The organism is Hymenobacter fastidiosus, from assembly GCF_039539565.1.
In the GTDB taxonomy this organism is placed as follows: Bacteria; Bacteroidota; Bacteroidia; order Cytophagales; family Hymenobacteraceae; genus Hymenobacter; species Hymenobacter fastidiosus.
In genome coordinates this window covers 119394-139780 of record NZ_BAABDJ010000003.1, presented here as the reverse complement: position 1 = coordinate 139780, position 20387 = coordinate 119394, and the positions used below count along the sequence as shown (strand labels likewise).

The window sequence follows — 20387 nt, the reverse complement described above, 5'->3', positions numbered from 1 at the left end:
ACGCATGGATTAGCTTGGCAAACATCAAACGGGTGCTCAAATTCTGCTAACTCAAACAGCTTCTTAACGTCCTCGCACTGCGAAACACTGCGGTTTAACACTGCGAAACACTGCGTGAAATGGCACCAGGAGGGTTTTGCGTAAGTCCTATTCAGGAAAGGTAAAGGGCGGCAGAGAACAAAATCCAAGTCCCCAAGCTCCCAAGACCCAATTACAGAATCAGCATGGCGTCGCCGTAGCTGAAGAACTTATATTTCTCCTTGATGGCCAGCTTATAGGCTTCCGTCAGCAGGGCGTGCCCGGCGAAGGCCGAAGTCATCATCATCAACGTGCTTTCGGGCATGTGGAAGTTGGTGAGCAGGGCATTGGCGATTTTGAACTCGTACGGAGGGAAGATAAACCGGTCGGTCCAGCCCTGGTTTTCCTTCAGCCGGCTGTTAGCCGATACCGACGATTCCAACGCCCGCATCGAGGTGGTACCCACGGCGCACACGCGCTTCTTGGCGTCCAGGGCTTTGTTCACCACCACCGCCGCTTCTGCCGGCACGATGAAATTCTCGGAATCCATCTTGTGCTTGGTCAGGTCTTCCACGTCTACGGGGCGGAACGTGCCCAGACCTATGTGCAGCGTCACTGATGTCACTTCCACACCTTTGATTTCCAGGCGCTTCATCACCTCGCGGGTGAAGTGCAGGCCGGCCGAAGGGGCGGCTACGGCGCCGGTGTGCTTGGCGTAGATGGTCTGGTACCGCTCCTTGTCGGCGGGCTCCGCTTCGCGGGTAATGGCTTCGCGGGGCAGGGGCGTTTCGCCGAGGTCGTGCAGGGCTTTGTAGAACTCCTCGTCGGAGCCGTCGAACAGGAACTTGATGGTCCGGCCGCGCGAGGTGGTGTTGTCAATCACCTCGGCTACCATGTCGCTTTCGCCGAAGTAGAGCTTGTTGCCCACGCGGATTTTACGGGCCGGGTCCACGAGTACATCCCAGAGGTGAATTTCCTTGTTCAGCTCGCGGAGCAGGAACACTTCGATTTTGGCCCCGGTCTTTTCCTTGTTGCCGTAGAGGCGGGCCGGAAATACCTTGGTGTCGTTGAGCACGAATGTGTCGCCCTCGCCGAAGTACTCGATGATGTCCTTGAACACGCGGTGCTCGATCTTGCCGCTGTCGCGGTGCAGAACCATCAGGCGCGACTCGTCACGATGTTTGGCCGGGTGCTGCGCCAGCAGGTTTTCAGGCAGATCAAATTTGAACTCAGACAGTTTCATGGGCAACTTTTGGGCAATACGGGGGGAATCTAACAAAATTTTGGGTTGGCAAAAGTACATAGAATGGCCGGATAAATCGTTACTTTTCGCCCGAAATCCGTTGTTTAGGCCCATTCCGTCCTTTCGTTAACCTCGCTCCCCGATGCTCGCTCTGCGCCTGACCCTGGAAAGCTTCCGCTTCGCGTGGCAAGCCCTCAAATCGAACCTGCTGCGCACTATTTTGTCTTTGTTGGGCGTCACGGTCGGCATCTTCGCCATCATCGCGGTCTTCGCCGTCGTCGATTCGCTGGAAGCCAACGTGCGCCAGAGCATGAGCTTCGTCGGCGACAAGGTGATTTACGTGGACAAGTGGCCCTGGGTGTTCGACGCGAAGTTCCCGTGGTGGAAGTTTTTCAACCGTCCGGTGCCCACGGTGCGCGAATACCGCCGGCTGCAGGAAACGCTGGGCCCCAACAGTAAAGGCGTCGCCATCTTCGCCGGTAATTCCGGCAATACCTTCAAAGCGGGCTCCAACAGCATGAGCGGCGGCATGCTGCAGGGCGTGACCTACGATTTCCGCAAAATCTCCGATGTGCCCCTGGTAGAAGGACGCTACTTCACCCCCCAGGAAATTGAAAGTGCCCGCGGGGTGGCCATCATCGGCGATGAGGTGGCGAAAAGTCTCTACCCCAACGGCTCGGCCATCGGCCAGGTGCTCAAGGCCCGGGGGCAGCGCTTCGTGGTGATTGGCATCATGGAAAAGGCCGGCAAAAACGTGCTCGGCATCACGGGCAACGATACGAACTGCATCATTCCCTTCGGCATGTTCACCAAGATGTTCGCCCTCAACACCGGGGGCATGACCGGCGTGACGCCGTCTATCGGGGTGAAAGGCAGCGATACTGATCCGGGCCTGCTCGATCTGGAATACGAGCTGAAAGGCGTGCTGCGCAACATCCGCGCCCTCAAGCCCCGGGTCGAAGACAACTTCGCGCTGAACCGCCCCGAAATGCTGGCCAACGCTATTTCCCAGCTCTTCTCCATCATTGGGGTAGCCGGCGCCGTAATAGGCTCCTTTGCTATGCTGGTCGGGGGCTTCGGCATCGCCAACATCATGTTCGTATCGGTGAAGGAGCGGACCAACATCATCGGGATTCAGAAGTCGCTGGGGGCCAAAAACTACTTCATTCTGTTTCAGTTTCTGTTTGAAGCTATTTTCCTGTGCCTGCTGGGCGGCGGCGTTGGTATTTTCCTCGTATTTCTGATTACCCTGATTCCGCAGGATGCGCTGCCGCTGGCGCTGTCGGCGGGCAATATCACGCTGGGGCTCACGGTTTCAGTTGTAATCGGAGTGCTGGCGGGAATTGTGCCGGCCGTGCTGGCTTCCAACATGGACCCCGTTATTGCCATCCGCTCCAAGTAGGCGGCGGGCTTAACCCAAATACAATGGGCCAAGCCGAATGTTAACAAATTGTTAACTTGCGGTTCCCTACTTTTGGTCGCTCCGCTTCGGCGGGGCGGCTTTCTTTTTGCCGTTATCCGGAATTCTTTCACCAGCGGGTCTGCCGTACCGCTACGGGCGTTTCTGCCTTCGGCCGGCCCTGCCAATCCCATCCGTAGCCATGACCAAACTCAAAAAAACGAGCCGCACCAAGCTCTCCGATGAAGTGCTGAACGCGGGCAGCGGCCAAACGATCCACCAGCCCGACATCAACGACAACAAAGTCACTACCATCAGCGACATCCGGGAGCAGACCCATGGCGAACGGACCGTGCAGGTTGATGATGAGCAGCGCATTCGTAAGGCCTTCGTGGACAAGGACTGGAATGAAATCAAGATTGCCGACTCCTGGCAAATCTTCAAAGTGATGGCCGAGTTCGTGGAGGGCTTCGAGAAGATGTCCAAAATCGGGCCCTGCGTGTCTATTTTCGGCTCGGCCCGCACCAAGCCGGATAACCCCTACTACCAGATGGCCGAGGAAATTGCGGCCAAGCTGGTCCGGCACGGCTACGGCGTTATCACGGGCGGCGGCCCCGGCATTATGGAAGCCGGCAACAAAGGGGCCCGCGCCGAAGGCGGCCGCTCGGTGGGCCTGAACATCGAGCTGCCCTTCGAGCAGTTCCATAACATCTACATCGACCCGGACAAAGTCATCAACTTCGATTACTTCTTCGTGCGCAAGGTGATGTTCGTCAAGTATGCCCAGGGCTTCATCGGTATGCCCGGTGGCTTTGGTACCCTGGACGAGCTATTTGAGGCCATCACGCTGATTCAGACCAAGAAAATCGGTCGTTTCCCCATCGTGCTGGTCGGTACCAAGTACTGGCAGGGGATGTTCGACTGGATTCAGCAGGTGATGCTGGAAGACGAGCACAATATCTCGCCCGAAGACATGAACCTCGTGCAGCTGGTGGATGACGCCGCCTCGGCCGTGAAAATCATCGACGACTTCTATTCGAAGTATCTGCTTTCGCCAAACTTCTAAAGTCCGGGCAAAAGGTATGCTGGAAAGCCGGGCGCTTGCGTCCGGCTTTTTTTGTGGTTCATCCTGTGGGAACATCCGTGCGGTACTATTTTGGGTTCAGTTTAAATTAACCCGGAATATTCTGGCCTGGGCCAGTTTGTTTTTCTAAACCAACCCTTTGGGCTTTATGAGCAAAATCAGGCACGTTTACGTTGTGCCCCGGTGGGCCGGAGCCGCCACCGACGACTGGCACCCATGGCCAAAGCGCCAACTGGAAGCGTCGTCGGCAGCCTTCACCTATGAAGTTCACCTGCTGACGATGCCCGCTTGGGACCTGCCTACTATTGAGCAGGCCAATGCGTAACTGGCTATGCCACCAGAGCAGTTGAACCAGGATATTTATCTGGTTGGGCACAGTGTAGGCTGTCTGGCTATTCTGCACTATCTGGCGCAGGCAGCGAAGACCCACCCGCCCAAATGCCCCGCAAGTGGGTGGCGGGTTACGCGGGGCGGGCTGGTTTTTGGTAGACCGCCCGTGGCAGGATATTCTGACCTGGATTCGTGCGCCCATCGACTATGATGCGGCCCGCCGCCTGATTCCGGGTAGTAAGCTGACCGTACTGCTTTCCGACGACGATCCGTATACTTCGGGCTACCAGGAAAACGAGCGGCTGTGGGTGGACCGGCTGAATTCCAACGTGAGCATCTTATCCGGCCGCCAGCATTTCAGCACCCAGCTTGATTCCGATATTCTGGACGCTATCCGGGATTTGATAAAGTCGTCAGCGGAATCGGAGGAGTAAACCGAACATTTGTTGCTAAAAGCACTGGCCGGAAACATTATTCCCCAGCGGATGCTTTTCTTGCGGACGTGAAATACGATTTCGATTACGTGATAGTGGGCGGCGGGGCGGCGGGCCTGAGCCTGGCTTACCATATCAGCCAAGAGCCGCGCCTGGCTGGGCAGCGGGTTGCGATTATCGAGCCCGAAACGGAGGCCCGGCATGATCGCACCTGGCGTTTCTGGTCCGACGAGCCCGGCCCCTACGACGCCATTATTGCGCACCAGTGGGGACAGTTCATCTTCCGCACGCCTCACGAAACCCGCCGCATTGATCTGGGAGAGTACCGCTATCGGATGCTGCGTAGCCAGGACTTCTACCAGTTCGTACAGCAGGCGTTGGCGGCCCGGCCGGCGCAGTTCCAGCGCATAACCGGCCGGGTGGAGGCCTTACGCGAGCAAGCTGACGGCATCGGCATAATGGCCACGCTCACCGATGGCCGCTGCTGGCGGGCACGGTACGCTTTCGATAGCCGTCTGCCCCGGCTGATGCCCCGCCCTGCCCGCTACCGCTACCTGCAACAGCACTTTCTGGGCTGGGAAATCGAGACCGACCAAGACGTGTTCGACGTGTCGGCCGTGCAATTCATGGACTTTGATGTGGCACAACAACAGCAGGTCCGCTTTGTGTATTCGCTGCCTCTGAGTCCACGCCGGGCCCTAGTGGAGTTCACCGTATTTTCGCCCGAGTCGCTGCCCAAGGCGGAGTATGAGGCGGCGTTGCACGACTACCTAGCCCGGCGTCTGCCTGGCCAGCCCTACCGCATCCTGGCTGAGGAGGGCGGCTCCATCCCGATGACCGACCACCCGCTGCCGGCCCGCGTAAGTGCCCACGTCCTGAATCTGGGCACCCGCGCTGGGCGCTCCAAGCCCAGCACCGGCTACACGTTTGCCCGCATTCAGCGCCACTCGGCCCGGCTGGTAGAGTCCTTGGCCGCCACCGGTCACCCGCCCGCTGACCCCACCGGCGACCAGTGGCAGTTCCATGTCTTCGATGCGCTATTGCTCGACATCATGCAGCGCCGGGGCGAAACGGTGCGCGACATCTTCGGTCAACTCTTTGCCCACAATCCTATCAGCCGCATCTTTCGCTTCCTCGACGAGCGCACTAGCTGGGCCGAAAACCTGCAGGTAATGCAGTCCGTAACACCGTGGCCATTTCTGCGCTCCATCGGCCACGTCCTGCGCGGCCGGCCCGGGAGAAGGTAGTTATCCGTTGCCAGTTGTGAGTTGCCAGTTGCCAGTTGCCAGTTCGTTCAATCCTGGCAACTCACAACTCACAACTCACAACCGGCAACTCACAACTGATAACCGGCAACTGATGACTCACTTTCGAGAAACTCCCGTTCGGCCTGCACTACGGGGGCCGACAATACCTGCAGCTGGGGCTGGGGCCGCGACAGATTCAGCAGGTAGCCGGGTAGGGTGGCCAGGTTGTCGAGGTCGTGGGTGATGCAGAGGACGGTTTTTTGCCGCTCTGTCACCCAGCTGTGCAGCAGGCTGAACACGCGGCGGCGGTAGTACACATCGAGCTGCTGGGTGGGCTCGTCGAGCAGATAGAGCTGCGCATCCTGCAGGGCCAGCTGGGCCAGCCACACCAGCTGCTGCTCACCCCCGGAAAGCTCGGTGAAGTCGCGGCGGGCCAGGTGGGCGACCCCGACGTGGGCCAGCGCTTCTTCGGCCAAAGCATAGTCCAGCGGCTGGTAGGCACTCAGAAACCGGTGGTGGCGAAACCGGCCCATGACTACCAGCTCGCGCACTTCAATCGGAAAGCCGACGGAACTGCGCTGGGGCAGATGGGCCAGCTTCCCGCCGGCGTCCGGGCGGCGCACGGTGCGCCGCTCCTGCGGCCCCAGCCAGATAGTGCCCTGGTAGGGAATCTGGCCGGTAAGGGCGCGAAACAGCGTGGTTTTGCCGCAGCCGTTGTGGCCGATAATGGCGACGAAGGCGGGCTGCGGAACGCACAAAAAAAGGTTGCGGAGTAGAACGCGCTGTTCGTACCCCGCAACCAGATTCTCTATCAGTATTGAGTATTGAGACATGAGTAGTGAGATATATGCAGCCCAGAGGCAGGCATAGAAAATTTCTAACTACTCAATACCAAGTACTCATTACTCACTTAATACTCGTCCTCGTTGAACATGAAGTCCTCCTTGGTCGGATAATCGGGCCATACTTCCTCGATGTTTTCGTAGGGTTGGCCGTCGTCCTCCAGTGCCTGCAGGTTCTCTACCACTTCCATCGGGGCCCCCGAGCGGATAGAGTAGTCAATCAATTCATCCTTGGTGGCAGGCCAGGGAGCATCTTCCAAATACGAAGCGAGTTCCAGAGTCCAGTACATAGTCGTTGGTGCTACAAAAAAAAGGTGGGCAAAAGTAGTGGTTTCAAGCCAATTATCCGGCGAGGGGATGTTATCGGTCTGTTAAGACAACTCAACAGGTCAGCTAAGGTTGCTTTAGCTGGCACAACGTAAACGCTACGGGAATGTTGGCTTACGCCGTCAGACGCCCGCGCAGCACTTCAATCAGCTCATTTTTGGTGCGGGTTTTTCGCTCGAAGGCCCGGATTTTACCCTGGAGCATAGTGCGGAAGGTTTCGTTACCGGGCGCGTCGCTGAGCTTGCCCAGGTTTTCCTCCAGCACGTCCTGTTCCTGCCGGTCATATTTAAGAAACTCCCGCAGGGCCTGAATGCGTACCTGCACCTGCTCCGCCGGCGCACCGGCGGCCGTGCCGGCGGTAGCCTGCCGCTTGCGGACGAAGTGCTCCAGCGCACTCATCTCAAACACCTTGTCGCAGGCGAGAATAAACTGCTCCCACACCCGGTCCGAATCCTCCCCGCGCACGGGGCCGACCTGTTTCCAGGCGGCCTGCAGCTCCTTGGCCCGGGTCACGGCTTCACTCATGGGACGGTTGAGCAGAGCGTCAGCTTCGGCCACCAGGGCGCGCTTGCGGGTCAGGTTGTCGTCGCCGCTGGTGCTGCCGCCGCTGGCATCAGGCCGGGGCTTGGTGCTGATATGCTCCTTGAGACGCTCAAAAAAGTGGTTGTGCGCGGCCCGGAAGCGCGTCCAGAGCTCATTGGCCTGCTTGCGGGGTAAAGCACCGCCCACTTCGCGCCAGTCCAGCTGCAGCTGCTTGAGCTTTTTAGTGGTTTCGTCGAAGTCGTTCGAGTTCTGGAGGGCTTCCGACTTATGAATGAGGTCCTTGTACTTGTCGAACACCCGGTTGGTCATTGCCTTTTTCTCGGCGATGAATTCCTTTTTGCGGCCGAAAAAATCTTCTACTGCCGAATGGAAGCGGGTTTCCAGCTCCTCCGTCAGCTGCTTTTCCACCGGCCCGGTTTTGATCCAGCCCTGGCGCAGGTCCTTAAGCTTGTCGCTCGCCTCCTGCCAGTCGATGGTGTCGCGCAGGGCTTCTACTTCCTGCAGCAAGCCGATTTTAGTGGCCAGGTTCTTTTCCCGGTTACGGACGATGGTAACGTTGATAGCCTCCTCGGCGTCCGTCAGCCGCCGCTGGAGCGCTTCAAAATCACCGAGGCCGTCAAACCCGCCAATCTGGCCTTTCAGATGCAGCGCCTTCATCAGGAAGGAGCCTTTGTTGTCGGACTCTTCCATCTTCTGGAGGAGCTCCTCTACTTTGCCGCGAAACAGCTCAAACCGCTGAGCGAAGTACAGCAGCGCCGCCTCATCCGAGTCTTTTACCAGCCCTACCTGCCGGGCCGGCAGCTCCATGAAGGCGCGGCGCCACACCTGGTCGCCCTCGATGTAGCCATAACGGCGGGCTTCGGCCAGTAAGTGATCAGGTTGTTCCATAAACTAAATAGCGCGGGTAACGCCGAACGGTATAGGTGGCCGGAAAGGAAGTCAGAGCGGAATGCTTTACAAGTTTACGGTATGGCTGGCAAATAAGCTTCCCGGATCCATTGGCGCAACCCGGAACGACGGCCGGGGAATCGGCTGATTGTGGTCCGGTACTCAACCCCGGCCCGGGTTTCCGGCTGACCAACGTAAGAGAAAGCGCTAAGGTTAAGCCCGGCCCGGTGGGGTAAATCTTTTCTGGTCAGCCAGTAAGCCTGACCAGGGCCAGAATAACCGGGCCCGAGTTAGATTTCAGGGCTGGTTTCGGTTAAATACCTGAAATTTGAAGCGCGCCGGGCCGATGTTTACCCGGCCGCTGCCCTATTTTCAGGGGTTAACTACCAGGAGCGCCGCTCAAGCCTGGCCTTTTACCCAATTTCCTTCCGTACTTCAACGCTTACTAACTTTCCGATGAGCGACCAGACGATTATCTTTTCGATGGCCGGCGTGACCAAAGTGTACCCGCCGCAGAAAACAGTTCTCAAAAACATCTACCTCTCGTTTTTCTACGGGGCCAAAATCGGGGTGCTGGGTCTGAACGGCTCGGGCAAGTCCTCCCTGCTGAAGGTTATTGCCGGCGTCGACAAGCAGATTCAGGGCGACGTGGTGTTTTCCCCGGGCTACTCGGTGGGCTACCTGGAGCAGGAGCCCCGGCTCGACCCGGCCAAGACGGTACTGGAAGTGGTGCAGGAAGGCGTGGCCGAAACCGTGGCCCTGCTCAAGGAGTTCGACGAAATCAACGAGGCCTTCGGGGCCGAAGACGCCGACTTCGACAAGCTGCTCGAACGCCAGGGCACCGTGCAGGAGCGCCTCGACCACCTCGACGCCTGGAACCTCGACAGCAAGCTGGAGCGGGCCATGGACGCCCTGCGCACCCCCGAAGGCGACGCCATCATCGGCAACCTCTCGGGGGGCGAAAAGCGCCGCGTAGCCCTGTGCCGCCTGCTGCTGCAGGAACCCGACGTGCTACTGCTCGACGAGCCCACCAACCACCTCGACGCCGAATCGGTGCTCTGGCTGGAGCAGCATCTGCAGCAGTACAAGGGCACGGTGATAGCCGTGACCCACGACCGGTACTTCCTCGACAACGTGGCGGGCTGGATTCTGGAGCTGGACCGGGGCGAAGGTATTCCGTGGAAGGGTAACTACTCCTCGTGGCTGGAGCAGAAGTCGAACCGCCTGGCCCAGGAGGAGAAAACCGAGAGCAAGCGCCAGAAAACCCTGGCCCGGGAGCTGGAGTGGGTGCGCATGTCGCCCAAGGCCCGGCAGGCTAAGAGCAAGGCCCGCGTAGCCGGCTACGACAAGCTGGTGAGCGAGGAAGCCAGGGAAAAAGAGCAGCGCCTGGAGCTGTTCATCCCCGATGGTCCCCGCCTGGGCGGGCAGGTTATCGAGGCTCACGGCATCACCAAGGCCTTCGGCGACAAGCTATTGTTTCAGAACCTGAGCTTCGCGCTGCCCCAGGGCGGTATCGTGGGCATTATCGGGCCCAACGGCGCGGGCAAGTCCACGCTGTTCCGCCTGATTACCGAGCAGCTCCAGCCCGATGCAGGCAGCTTCGAGGTTGGGCCCACGGTGCAGTACGCCTACGTGGATCAGCAGCACGATACGCTGGACCCCAACAAGTCGGTGTTCGAAACGATTTCGGGCGGCACCGAAACCATGCTGCTGGCCGGCCGGCCGGTGAATGCGCGCTCCTACGTGGGCAACTTCAACTTCCGCGGCGGCGACCAGGAGAAGAAGGTCGGCAGCCTTTCGGGCGGGGAGCGAAACCGGGTTCACCTGGCCACCACGCTCAAGCAGGGCGCCAACCTGCTGCTGCTCGATGAGCCCACCAACGACCTGGACATCAACGCTATCCGGGCCCTGGAAGACGCGCTGGAAAACTTTGCCGGCTGCGCCGTCATCATCAGCCACGACCGGTGGTTCCTCGACCGGCTGGCCACCCACATCCTCGCTTTCGAAGGCGACTCGGAAGTGGTCTGGTTCGAGGGCAACTTCTCCGACTACGAAGAAGCCAAGAAAAAGCGCCTGGGGGACGTGGAGCCGAAACGGGTTCGGTATAAGAAGCTGGGGTAGGCATCTGCTGCCGAATGAAAGAGGGACGCCGGATTTGTTTCCGGCGTCCCTTTGTCTTTTGATGACTGTAGCTTTAGCCGCATTTTAGCTGCCCAATACCAGCGAGTCGAAGCACCGCCTCGTGGCGAAGCTGGAGCAGCACGGCGATGCCCTGGAGCAGCGCATCCGCGAGCGCCGCCGGTTGGCCGGGCAGCTGCTGCAAACGGCGTTGCGTAAGGCGTTGGAGGGGCCAGTATCTGCCTAGTGATTGAAAAACACTAAATGGTCGTATTCGTTTGGGATTCAAACGTTCTCTCAATATGACCCTTTACCGCCTGTATCTGAGTACTGCGGAACGCCAGACCCTGGCAGGGTGGTAGAAGAAATACAAGTCACATTCGCCGAAGCGGCAACGCATTCAGATTCTGTTGACTAGTGACGAGCTGGTAGGCCGCCGCCCGGCTTCCGAACTGGCCGCCATGCCAGAGCGTGTGGACAGCTGTCGTAGATTTGCGGCATGCGTCGTCACGAGTTAACGGATCGGGAATGGGCCGCTCTGCGTCCGCTGCTGGAAACCCTTTGTCAGAAGCAGGGCGGCGCAAATACAGCCAATCGCCTGTTTATCAACGCTGTTTTGTGGCGTATTCGCACCGGCGTCTCCTGGCGGGACATGCCCGAGCGACTGGGCAAGTGGAATTCGCTGGCCCGGCGCTTTGCCCGCTGGGCCGGCAAAAAAATGTGGCATCGGCTCTTTACCGCTATTCAGGAGCCGGACTGGGAGTGGGTACTCGTCGATTCGACCAGCGTCAAAGCCCATCCGCAGACCGCCGGCCAAAAAAAGCCGCGGGCGGCGAAGCACTCGGCCGCAGCAAAGGCGGGCTGACGACGAAGGTGCACGCGGCGGCCGATGCGTTGGGCAATCCGGTGTATGTGCATTTTTCGGGCGGGCAAGAAGCAGACGGCAAGCACTTTGAGCGAATCATCGAGTCCCTGCCGACGGAGGTCAAGGCCGTCGTCGGCGACAAGGGCTACGACACGAACGCGGTGGTGGAGCGTATGGAAGAGCACGAGGCCGAAGTGGTCGTTCCCTCAAAGAAAAATTGCACCACCGAGCGTGTAATCGACAAGAATTTGTACCAAGACCGCAACAAAGTGGAGCGGTTTTCTTGAAAATCAAGCAGAATCGCGCCGTCGCCACACGCTATGACAAGAAAGCCGCGTGCTATTTAGCCGTGGTTCACCTCGCCTCCGTCATGTGCTGGCTCAAATGACAGCTGTCCACACGCTCCAGATCACCCACCGAAAATAAAACTTACCGAAAGCATTGGTTTAAAGAGTACTGATTATTAGATTTGCCATATAAAATCACGCAAAAAAACAATATCTCGCTTTTTTAACTGCTCAAAATCATGAAACACCAGTTTACTTCTTTTCTTATCCTTGTGCTGCTGGCATTCAGCAGCCTGGCCGGGCTCCAGGCCCAGGTGCTGGACCCCACGTTTCAGCCCACGGTGCTGAAAGCTTCCTACATCGGGGGGCTGCAAACGGGCGTACAGGTGCTGGCCGTGCAGCCCGACGGCAAAATTCTGGTAGCGGGCGGCTTCGATTTCGCCAACGGCGTGCTGGCCAGCAAAATCCAGCGCCTGAACGCGGACGGCACCAACGACGGCACCTTCAACCCCGGCGGCATGGGCGCCAACGGCTTCATCTCGGCCGTACTGGTGCAGCCCGATGGCAGGATTGTAATTGCCGGCGGCTTCACCGTCTACAACGGTACGCCGGTTTCCATCCTGGCCCGCCTCAACGCCAACGGCACCCTCGACGCCACGTTTGCCCAGGTACCGTTGGGTGAAACTCGGCAGCTGAGCAGCCTGGCCCTGCAGCCCGACGGCAAAATCCTGGTGGGCGGCAGCAACAGCTTCACTCCTGGTGCGGCCGGCGCCCTAGTCCGCCTGAACGCCAACGGCACGCCGGATGCTTCGTTCAACATTGGCGCGGGAGTTCCATCGGGCCTGGTGAACGCCATTGTGGTGCAGCCTGACGGCAAAATTGTTGTGGGCGGTAGCTTTCCCAGTTTCAACGGGCAAACCAGCCGGCTAGTGCGGCTGAATCCCAACGGCAGCCTAGACGCGGCCTTCAGCCCCGGCACCGGCCCCAACAATACAGTATCAACCCTGGCCCTACAGCCCGACGGCAAAATACTGGCAGGGGGTTTCTTCACTACATACAACGGCCAGCCCGCGCCGGGCGTGACCCGCCTGCTGCCCAATGGCACCCTCGACAACACCTTCAACCCGGGCTTTGGCCCTACCACGGCCACCGGCACGGCCAGCTCGGTGCTCACCCTGCGGCTGCAAAGCAATGGCAATATTCTAGTAGGCGGCAACTTCGTGCAGTTCAATGGGTCGGCCACTATGCGGGTGGCCCGGCTGTTTCCCAGCGGTGCGGTGGACCCCAACTTTGGTTTGCGCGCGGGCGCCAACAACTTCGTAGTAGCCCTGGCTGAGCTGGCTTCGGGCCAGATACTGGTGGGCGGCGGCCTAACGCAGTTCGACGGCAACGCCAAAACTGGTTTGGCACGCCTTAGCGCCACCGGATTCGACGACCCGACGTTTGCGCCTTTGTTCGAACCGCGGGGCACCCTGGCCCAGGTCGAGCCCCTGGCCAACGGCCAGTTGCTGGTGCGCGGCAACTTCACCGTCTTTAATGGTACCCCGGCCCCGGGTGCGGCCACCGACGTGCGCCGTGTAAACGCCAATGGCAGCCTGGACCCCTCTTATGTCGTGGCGGGAACGTCGCTGCTGGGCGTGCAGCCCGACGGTGCCTTCTTTCAGCAGGTTGCAGGCCCTACGCTGCGGCGCATACTGCCTTCGGGGGCGGTCGACAACTCCTTTCTTGGACAGCCCTTCCTGCCCTTCACCTCGAACATCCGAAATGTGTTGGTGCAGCCCGACGGCCGCATACTGGTGTTTGGTCTGTTCGGTGCCTACAGCGGAACCCGCAACGGCACGGTGCGCTTGCTGCCCAATGGTAACCCCGATGCCTCGTTCACGCCGCCAGTGGGTTCGCTGTTTCGCACCTACTTCAGCCCTTACCTGCAGACCAACGGCAAAATTGTAGTCAACTACTCCGAAACGTCGGGCACCGTAACTACCACCCAAACCGTTCGCCTGAACGCGGACGGCACCCCCGATGCGACGTTCTCGTTCGGCACCGGGCCCAATGCCGGGTCGACCATTTTCAATTTAGTTCAACAGCCCAACGGCGAGTTTTTAGCGCGGGGCAGCTTTACTACCTTCGACGGGCAGGCTACGCCGTTCGGCATCGTTCGGCTCAATGCCAATGGCGGCCTAATCAGCACCCTACCTGGCCTGGCGGACTTCTACGGGGGGCTCTTGGTGCAGCCCGACGGCCGTATTCTGGCCGTCATAGCCTCCGGCGCCACTACCGCGCTGGTACGCCTGAACAGCGACGGCAGCCGCGACAACTCGTTTGCTCCGGTGGTTATTCCGGGCGCCATTTTCATAGGCGACGACGTGTTAACGGCCACGGTGCTGCAGCCTGCCGACAACAAAATCATCGTGTATGGCAGCTTCCGCTCGGTGGCCGGGCAGCCCCGCATCGGCCTGGCCCGCCTCACCAACTCCATTGCGAGCAGCATCCGCGCCGCGGCCGCCGCCCTGCCGCTGGAAGTATACCCCAACCCCACCCGCCAGCACCTTACGGTGGCCGTGCCCGTCGCCGCCACGGCCCTGCAGGCTACCCTGCTCGACCTGACCGGCCGCGCCGTGCGCACCTGGACGTTGCCTGCCCGCCAAGCGGAAGCCCAACTCGATTTGGGCGCTGTAGCGGCCGGCGTGTACGTGCTGCGCATTCCCACGGCAGCCGGTACCTATCAGCAAAAAGTGGCTGTGACCCGCTAAGTAGTGAGCCCTATTTATTTAGGCTATGTCAGGTCGCGAATTGGATAGTGTATTGCAGACCGACGCGGTCGAGGATATGCCAGACGGCGGTTTTGAGGGTCTTGAAATCGACGTAGGCTTCGGGACGGAGCCATTCGTATTTGATTTTGCGCCACAGAGTTTCGATTTTGTTGAGGTGGGAACTGTAGGGGGGCAAATAGAAAATATGGACGTCCCGGTCTTCCCACGCGGCCAGCCGCGCCTGAAAGGCGGCCGCGTGGTGGATTTTGGCGTTGTCGAGCACGAGCACGGTGGGGCGGGGGCGCGTGGCGGCCCAGGCATCGAGCGTGTCGATGACGAAAGCGGCGTTCAGGGAGCCTTCGCGGGCAGCGGTATGCAGATCGTTGGTGGTGGCGTTGTAGAAGCCCAGCACGTTGAAGCGCCGGCTGTGACACGGCTGCGTGGCGACCTGTTCGCCAGGGAATTGCCAGCCGTAGGGCAGGGCCGAGGTCAGGCAAAAGCCCGATTCATCACCGTAAAACAGGTCGATGTGGCCTGCTTTTTCCAGCCCTTGCCAGTCGGCCAGGCGTTCGGCTTTGTCGGCGTAGTCCTCCGGGTCCTGGGCCGTTTTCAGGCTGTGGCGGAACCGGCGCCACGTCCCACCAACTTTTTAAAAAAACGCTTTAACGTCCTGGGGGAAAATTCTTTGTTCAATTCCTGGCGCAACGTGGCCGTCACTTCTTTGAGTGGCTGGCGGTTGGTGCGCACGGCCGCTTGCACCCGCGGCTCGTCGGCCGCCGTGAGCACTGGCGGCCCGCCCTGGCCCCCGGCGACTCGCTGGTGCTGAGCTACTCGGCCCACTACCGCGCCCGGGGCTTCGAAAACAAGGTTTCCCGGCCCCTGATTAACGGCAACGGCACCTTTCTCAACAACTTCGACCTGGCGCCCACCATCGGCTACACCCGGCTGGGAGAGCTGGAAAGCGCCACCGACCGGGCGAAATTCAACCTGCCCGAACGGGCCCGCATGGCCCCGCAAAGCGACTCGGCGGCCTACGCCAATACCTACATTTCGACCGACGCCGACCGCCTGCGCTTCGAAGCCACGGTGAGCACCAGCCCCGACCAGATTGCGGTAGCCCCCGGCTCCCTCGTGAAAGAATGGCAGCAGAACGGCCACCGCTACTTCCACTACCGCCTGGCCGCGCCGGTGCTCAACTTCTATTCCATCACCTCGGCCCGGTACAAGGTGCGCCGCGAAAAGCTGAATGGCGTCGACCTGGAAATCTACTACCACCCCGCCCACCCCTACAACCTCGACCGCATGATGCGCTCCATGCGCGCGTCGCTGGCTTACTACGGCCAGCAGTTCGGGGCCTACCCCCAGCAGCAGGCCCGCATCATCGAGTTTCCGCGCTACCAACAGTTTGCCCAGGCTTTTCCGGGCACCATGCCGTATTCCGAAGGCCTCGGCTTCATCGCCCAGACCAGCCCCGACGACCACGACGTAGACCGCACCTACCGGGTGGTAGCTCACGAAATGGCCCACCAATGGTGGGGCCACCAGGTAACCGGCGCGGCCGTACAGGGAGCCACGTTTATGTCAGAATCTGTCTCGGAATACCTCTCGGTCCTGATGCTGGAACGGCTCTACGGCCCGGCGCGGGTGCTGACCCTGCGGCGCTACGCGCTGGATTTTTACCTGCGCGGCCGGGCCAGCGAAAAGGTGCATGAGCTGCCTCTGCTCTACAACGAGGACCAGCCCCACATTCACTACGCCAAAGGCTCGCTGGCGCTGTATTCGCTGCGCAGCTACCTCGGTGAAAAACGCCTCCACGGCGCGCTATCCCAGTTCATCCACGACTACCAGGGCCGCCCCGCGCCCTACCCCACCTCGGAGGACCTCTACGGCTACCTGCTGCGGGCCACCCCCGATTCGCTCCACTACTTCGTGCAGGACCAGCTGAAGCGGATTACCTTGTATGATAACCAGCTGCAGGAAGTAGCTTACCAACGCTTGCCGGATGGTCGTTACCAGGCCATTGTCCAAATCGAGGCCCACAAGCGCTACGCGGACCCGGTCGGCAAGGAAACGGAGGCTCCTTTGCACGATTACATCGATGTGGCCCTGTACGGGGCGGGCAGCAAGGTGCTCTACCGGCAGCGCGTACTCGTGACGAGCCCCCGGAAAGTACTGCGCCTCACCCTGCCCGCAGCTCCGCAAAAGGCCGTCATCGACCCCGATTTTCTACTCGTGGACCGTCGGCCGGAAGACAACAGCCGAGCCGCGGTGGAGCTGGGTCGCCCGCCGAGCTAGTGAGGCACTTCCCGAAGCCAGGGAGCGACAGTCCTCCTCGGCTCCTGCCGACGGTCGAATACCAGCAGGAGGCAGGAGCTGAGGGGACCACGTTTCGGCAGTTTTTTGAATGATTTATGGCTTCCTTAGAAAATATAAATGCTCCGTTGGCAGCTGGCCAGCGGAGCATTTTTTAAAGGGAATATGGCAAGAAGCATGAGAATGGCAATAGTGCAGCAGCTTGCTGCAACAATCGCGCGGCCTTGTGCTTCGGTGCCGGTTCAAAAACGCGCAGTCATGTCCAAATCGCCACCTCATCAACAGCAGAAGCCCCCGCACCACCTACGACGACTCTCGCGTGCAACGCAAGGCTTCAATGGATACAGAGGCTTCTTTCTGTGCGCACAGCTGAATGTGCACACCGCAAATATATTCCCTACCCCACGGCCATCTTGCCCGCCTCGTGCCACAGGAACCCCGGCAGCGGCGTCGCCAACTCCCAGGTAATGGCCATGGGCCGATTGCCCTTGTGGCTCACGTACCGCACGGGCCCCAGGAACACGTAGGGCATCGTCAGCCCCGCCGCATCCTGATTCCGCTCGCGCACGAACAGCAGAATGGTTTTGCCTTGCGCCTGGTGCCGAATGTAGCTGAGGCCCTTCGGAGTATCTTCCGCCGTGCTGTTCTGCGACTCCCAGTGAAACAGCGTGTCGCTGATAGCATAGTCGTGGTAGAGCGTGGTAGGGGAGTAGTTGCGGCTCGACTTTTCGAGGGTGACGAACAGCAGCTCCGTGTTCAGTGGCGCTATGTAGCAGACGCCTTCGCGCACGGACGGATTGCGCTCAAACGTCCACACCCCAAACGCACACAGGATTTCGTCGCGGCCATAGCGGCTGTGCAGCTGCAGCGCACAGGGGTAGGGTAGCTCCAGGGCCACGGGCGGAATGCTGATTTGCGCTTCGCACACGTCCACCACCTCCAGTACCTCCGCCGTCAGGGTCGGCATGGCCCGCAGCGTGGCCAGGCTGTCCAGCAACGAATCCAGCCCTAGCTTGGGCCCCGGCGTCTGGTACAGCAGGTAGTGCAGCATGAGCCCCATTTCCGGGGCTAGCGGGAGCTTCAGTAGCTCCGTCAAGTCCTCCACTCCCTCAAATACCCGCCGCACAAATGCCAGAAAAGCCGGCCCGTTGGCTTGCGCCAACCGCCAGACACTGCCCACCAGCTGCTTTTCGGTGGCCGCCAACTCCGGCGGAGCCAGCACCCCCGCCCGGACTTTCAGCGCCGTCCAGCCCCGGTCGCCGCGCGAACGGTAAATATCCACCAGCGCAAAATGCGTGTGCGCCAAAAAGGTGGCCAGCGTGAGCGGCAGCGCGCTTTCCTGCGGGAAGATGCGTATCCGCCGTTCCAGCACGCGCACATTCTCGCCGGTGGCCGCCCGGATGTTGTCGAGGATGAACCGCATGGCTTCGCGCTCCATCTGGATGCTGCACCCCACGGGCAGGCGCGGAAATCCTGCCTCCGCTTCGCTCAGCACCGAGCCGCCGGTGCGGCCCAGCAGCGCCCGGAATTTCTGCTCGTAGCTGTATTCCTGCCGGGCCTGCCCCACGAAGTCCAGCACCGTCAAACACTCTTTGCTGTCGTGTAGGCGCAGCCCCCGGCCCAGCTGCTGCAAAAACACCGTCAGGCTTTCCGTCGGCCGCAAGAACAGTAGCGTATCCACCTCGGGAATATCAACGCCCTCGTTGAAAATATCCACCACGAACAGGTAGTTGAGCTCCCCGCGCCGCAGCTGCGCCACCGCCGCCCGCCGCTGCTCGGCTGTGGTGTCGCCGCTGGCCAGGTAGCTGGCCTTCAGGCCCGCCGCCTGGAACTTGGACGCCATCAGCCGCGCATGCTCCCGCGTGGCGCAGAAGCCCAGGGCCCGCGCCTGGTGAGGCGCCAGCAAATAGTGCTGCAGCGCCTCTAAAATGGCACTCACCCGCACATCGTTGCCGGTGTACACGTTAGTCAGGTCTTCAGCGGCATAGCGTCCATTGGTCCACCGCACGTTGCGGTAGTCCACCGGGTCCGTGATGCAGAAATACTGAAATGGCACCAGCAACCCGCGCGCAATGGCTTCGGGCAGCCGGATTTCCGCCGCAATGGTGTTATCAAAGTCCGGCAGGATACTTTCCCCGTCGGCCCGCTCCGGCGTCGCCGTCAGCCCCAGCAGAATAGTGGGCTGAAACCAGGACAGAATAGGCCGGTAAGAAGCCGCTGCTAAGTGGTGCACCTCATCAATCACCAGGTATTGATAATAGTCCCGCGGGATGGTTTGCTGAAAGAAATCCAGCCGCGACGCGAAGGTCTGCACCGAAACGAACAGGTAGTCAAACTGTATCGGCTGCTCCGTCCCCACCCACAATTCCCCAAAATTGGCCTCGCCCAGAATGTGCCGAAACGTGGCGCGGGCCTGCCGCAAAATCTCCTCCCGGTGCGCCACAAACAGCAGCCGCGGCAGCGTGGTAAACTGCTTGGCAAAGCGGGCATAGTCAAACGCCGACACCACGGTTTTCCCCGTGCCCGTGGCTGCCACCACTAGGTTGCGGAAGTGCCCCCGCAGGCTGCGCTCGGTCTCCAACCGGTCCAGGATTTCCTGCTGGTACGGAAACGGCCGGATGCGGAAGTTGGGCAGTGAATCAGCCTCCGCCGCGCCGCTTTTCTCCTGGCGCAGGGCTTGGGCTAGCCTTTGCTGATGCTCAGGTAGGCCACTGTATTCTTCAAATTCCGGCGAGTTCCAGTAGGTTTCAAACGTGCCCCGGAACTTGTTCAAAATGGCCGCATTGTCCTGGGCCGTCACTTTCACGTTCCACTCCAGCCCGCTGGTCAGCGCCGAGCGGCTCATGTTGCTCGACCCAATGTAGGCCGTATCAAAGCCCGAATTGCGGCTGAACAGGTAGGCCTTGGCGTGCAGCCGTTCGTGCTCTGCATTGTAGCTGATGCGCAGTTCCGCTCCCGGCAGCGCAGCCAGGGCGTCAACCGCCTTCTGTTCGGTGGCCCCCATGTAGGTGGTCGTGAGCAGCCGTAGCGGCTTGCCCTGCTCGGCAAACGCCCGGAGCGCGGGCAGCAGCAACCGCAGCCCGCTCCATTTCACGAAACTAACGATGAAGTCAATCCGGTCAGCCGTTGCTATTTCCTTTTTCAACTCGGCCTCCATCGACAGCTCCGAATTGCCTCCGCTGAACAGGTCGCTCTGCGAAAACCGCAACGCCGGCTCTACCCCATCAAGGTGCTTGCCCAGCTTGGCCGAATCATGCTGCGTCGCCTGTGGAAGTTGCAGCCACGGCAGCACCGCCCGCAGCAGCTGCCCCTCCGGCGCCAGGTGGCTGCCCGCCGCCAACACATCCGACTTATCCTGCAGGTAGGCAATTATCCCGTTAGCCAGCGCCAGCTGCTCGCCCACCTCCTCATTCTTCGCCAGCTGCCCGAGCACGCTGCCCAGCAGTTGCGTCAGGTGCCGCGTGATAAACACGGCCGCGTCATCGGCCCCCAGATTTTTCTCCGCAATGGCATAAACCGCCGTTTCTAAAGTAGCAAGCTGGCCCCGCAGCTGTTGCGTGACGAGGGTTTCGTAGTGGCCGGTTTCCAATACAGTATGGATAGAGTAGCTGAGCGCACAAATTAGCGCACCCAGCGCAATATGAATCGATTTTCAACAAGCCCTTCCTGCACTCCTGAAAAGCGCCGCCGCTAGTT

The 20387-nt window shown here is 60.2% G+C and carries 16 protein-coding genes and 1 pseudogene; 11 read left to right on the top strand and 6 right to left on the bottom strand.

The window, feature by feature from the left end:
- Positions 1-211 precede the first annotated feature (211 nt).
- Positions 212-1261, bottom strand: a complete 1050-nt coding sequence (queA, locus tag ABD833_RS03525) for a tRNA preQ1(34) S-adenosylmethionine ribosyltransferase-isomerase QueA (protein WP_345071021.1) — start codon at positions 1259-1261, stop codon at positions 212-214.
- Between the two features lie 142 nt (positions 1262-1403).
- Between queA and ABD833_RS03520 the strand changes: the two genes are divergently transcribed.
- The 5 genes from ABD833_RS03520 to ABD833_RS03500 all read left to right on the top strand — a co-directional run bounded on the left by ABD833_RS03520 (position 1404) and on the right by ABD833_RS03500 (position 5755).
- Positions 1404-2663 carry an ABC transporter permease gene (locus ABD833_RS03520; RefSeq protein ID WP_345071020.1) on the top strand — a complete coding sequence of 420 codons (1260 nt, stop codon included), beginning with the start codon at positions 1404-1406 and terminating at the stop codon, positions 2661-2663.
- A gap of 199 nt (positions 2664-2862) precedes the next feature.
- On the top strand, positions 2863-3726 hold the full coding sequence (locus ABD833_RS03515; protein ID WP_345071019.1) for an LOG family protein: 864 nt from the start codon (positions 2863-2865) through the stop codon (positions 3724-3726).
- A gap of 166 nt (positions 3727-3892) precedes the next feature.
- A complete protein-coding gene (locus tag ABD833_RS03510; RefSeq protein WP_345071018.1) occupies positions 3893-4069 on the top strand; it encodes a hypothetical protein in 177 nt (58 codons plus the stop codon).
- Between the two features lie 157 nt (positions 4070-4226).
- Positions 4227-4508, top strand: a complete 282-nt coding sequence (locus ABD833_RS03505) for a hypothetical protein (RefSeq protein WP_345071017.1) — start codon at positions 4227-4229, stop codon at positions 4506-4508.
- Positions 4509-4576: 68 nt separating this feature from the next.
- Positions 4577-5755 (top strand): FAD-dependent oxidoreductase, encoded by a 1179-nt coding sequence (locus ABD833_RS03500; RefSeq protein WP_345071016.1) that lies wholly within the window; start codon positions 4577-4579, stop codon positions 5753-5755.
- Positions 5756-5844: 89 nt separating this feature from the next.
- On the opposite strand, the gene ABD833_RS03495 is transcribed toward ABD833_RS03500, so the two are convergent.
- The 3 genes from ABD833_RS03495 to ABD833_RS03485 all read right to left on the bottom strand — a co-directional run bounded on the left by ABD833_RS03495 (position 5845) and on the right by ABD833_RS03485 (position 8355).
- Positions 5845-6588, bottom strand: coding sequence for an ABC transporter ATP-binding protein (locus ABD833_RS03495; RefSeq protein ID WP_425553558.1), 744 nt, complete (start codon positions 6586-6588; stop codon positions 5845-5847).
- A gap of 77 nt (positions 6589-6665) precedes the next feature.
- Positions 6666-6887: a DUF2795 domain-containing protein gene (locus tag ABD833_RS03490; protein WP_019948259.1), complete on the bottom strand. Its 222-nt coding sequence runs from the start codon at positions 6885-6887 to the stop codon at positions 6666-6668.
- A gap of 151 nt (positions 6888-7038) precedes the next feature.
- The gene (locus tag ABD833_RS03485; RefSeq protein ID WP_345071013.1) at positions 7039-8355 is read right to left on the bottom strand and encodes a DUF349 domain-containing protein; all 1317 of its coding nucleotides are present in this window, start codon (positions 8353-8355) and stop codon (positions 7039-7041) included.
- A 456-nt stretch (positions 8356-8811) separates the two neighbouring features.
- Between ABD833_RS03485 and ettA the strand changes: the two genes are divergently transcribed.
- From ettA to ABD833_RS03460, 5 genes are all read left to right on the top strand, one after another.
- Positions 8812-10476, top strand: coding sequence for an energy-dependent translational throttle protein EttA (gene ettA / locus ABD833_RS03480; protein WP_345071012.1), 1665 nt, complete (start codon positions 8812-8814; stop codon positions 10474-10476).
- 121 nt (positions 10477-10597) lie between these two features.
- Entirely contained in the window at positions 10598-10720 is a 123-nt protein-coding gene (locus ABD833_RS03475; RefSeq protein WP_345071011.1) for a hypothetical protein, read from the top strand.
- 252 nt (positions 10721-10972) lie between these two features.
- The gene (locus ABD833_RS03470) at positions 10973-11338 is read left to right on the top strand and encodes an IS5 family transposase (RefSeq protein ID WP_345071010.1); all 366 of its coding nucleotides are present in this window, start codon (positions 10973-10975) and stop codon (positions 11336-11338) included.
- An 8-nt stretch (positions 11339-11346) separates the two neighbouring features.
- Positions 11347-11625, top strand: coding sequence for a transposase (locus tag ABD833_RS03465; RefSeq protein WP_345071009.1), 279 nt, complete (start codon positions 11347-11349; stop codon positions 11623-11625).
- Between the two features lie 239 nt (positions 11626-11864).
- Complete coding sequence (locus ABD833_RS03460) at positions 11865-14378, top strand: T9SS type A sorting domain-containing protein (RefSeq protein ID WP_345071007.1); 2514 nt, start codon at positions 11865-11867, stop codon at positions 14376-14378.
- A 28-nt stretch (positions 14379-14406) separates the two neighbouring features.
- On the opposite strand, the pseudogene ABD833_RS03455 reads toward ABD833_RS03460, so the two are convergent.
- Positions 14407-15009, bottom strand: a pseudogene (locus ABD833_RS03455) (IS630 family transposase); the annotation flags it as partial.
- Positions 15010-15131: 122 nt separating this feature from the next.
- Between ABD833_RS03455 and ABD833_RS03450 the strand changes: the two are divergent.
- Positions 15132-16673, top strand: a complete 1542-nt coding sequence (locus tag ABD833_RS03450) for a M1 family metallopeptidase (RefSeq protein WP_345071006.1) — start codon at positions 15132-15134, stop codon at positions 16671-16673.
- A 415-nt stretch (positions 16674-17088) separates the two neighbouring features.
- Here ABD833_RS03450 and ABD833_RS03445 read toward each other — a convergent pair whose 3' ends face one another.
- The gene (locus ABD833_RS03445) at positions 17089-20280 is read right to left on the bottom strand and encodes a DEAD/DEAH box helicase (protein ID WP_345071005.1); all 3192 of its coding nucleotides are present in this window, start codon (positions 20278-20280) and stop codon (positions 17089-17091) included.
- Between the last annotated feature and the right edge of the window lie 107 nt (positions 20281-20387).

Coding starts and splice junctions, on each gene's coding strand:
- queA (WP_345071021.1), bottom strand. CDS start 1,261: ATGAAACTGTCTGAGTTCAAATTTGATCTGCCTGAAAACCTGCTGGCG.
- ABD833_RS03520 (WP_345071020.1), top strand. CDS start 1,404: ATGCTCGCTCTGCGCCTGACCCTGGAAAGCTTCCGCTTCGCGTGGCAA.
- ABD833_RS03515 (WP_345071019.1), top strand. CDS start 2,863: ATGACCAAACTCAAAAAAACGAGCCGCACCAAGCTCTCCGATGAAGTG.
- ABD833_RS03510 (WP_345071018.1), top strand. CDS start 3,893: ATGAGCAAAATCAGGCACGTTTACGTTGTGCCCCGGTGGGCCGGAGCC.
- ABD833_RS03495 (WP_425553558.1), bottom strand. CDS start 6,588: ATGTCTCAATACTCAATACTGATAGAGAATCTGGTTGCGGGGTACGAA.
- ABD833_RS03490 (WP_019948259.1), bottom strand. CDS start 6,887: ATGTACTGGACTCTGGAACTCGCTTCGTATTTGGAAGATGCTCCCTGG.
- ABD833_RS03485 (WP_345071013.1), bottom strand. CDS start 8,355: ATGGAACAACCTGATCACTTACTGGCCGAAGCCCGCCGTTATGGCTAC.
- ettA (WP_345071012.1), top strand. CDS start 8,812: ATGAGCGACCAGACGATTATCTTTTCGATGGCCGGCGTGACCAAAGTG.
- ABD833_RS03470 (WP_345071010.1), top strand. CDS start 10,973: ATGCGTCGTCACGAGTTAACGGATCGGGAATGGGCCGCTCTGCGTCCG.
- ABD833_RS03460 (WP_345071007.1), top strand. CDS start 11,865: ATGAAACACCAGTTTACTTCTTTTCTTATCCTTGTGCTGCTGGCATTC.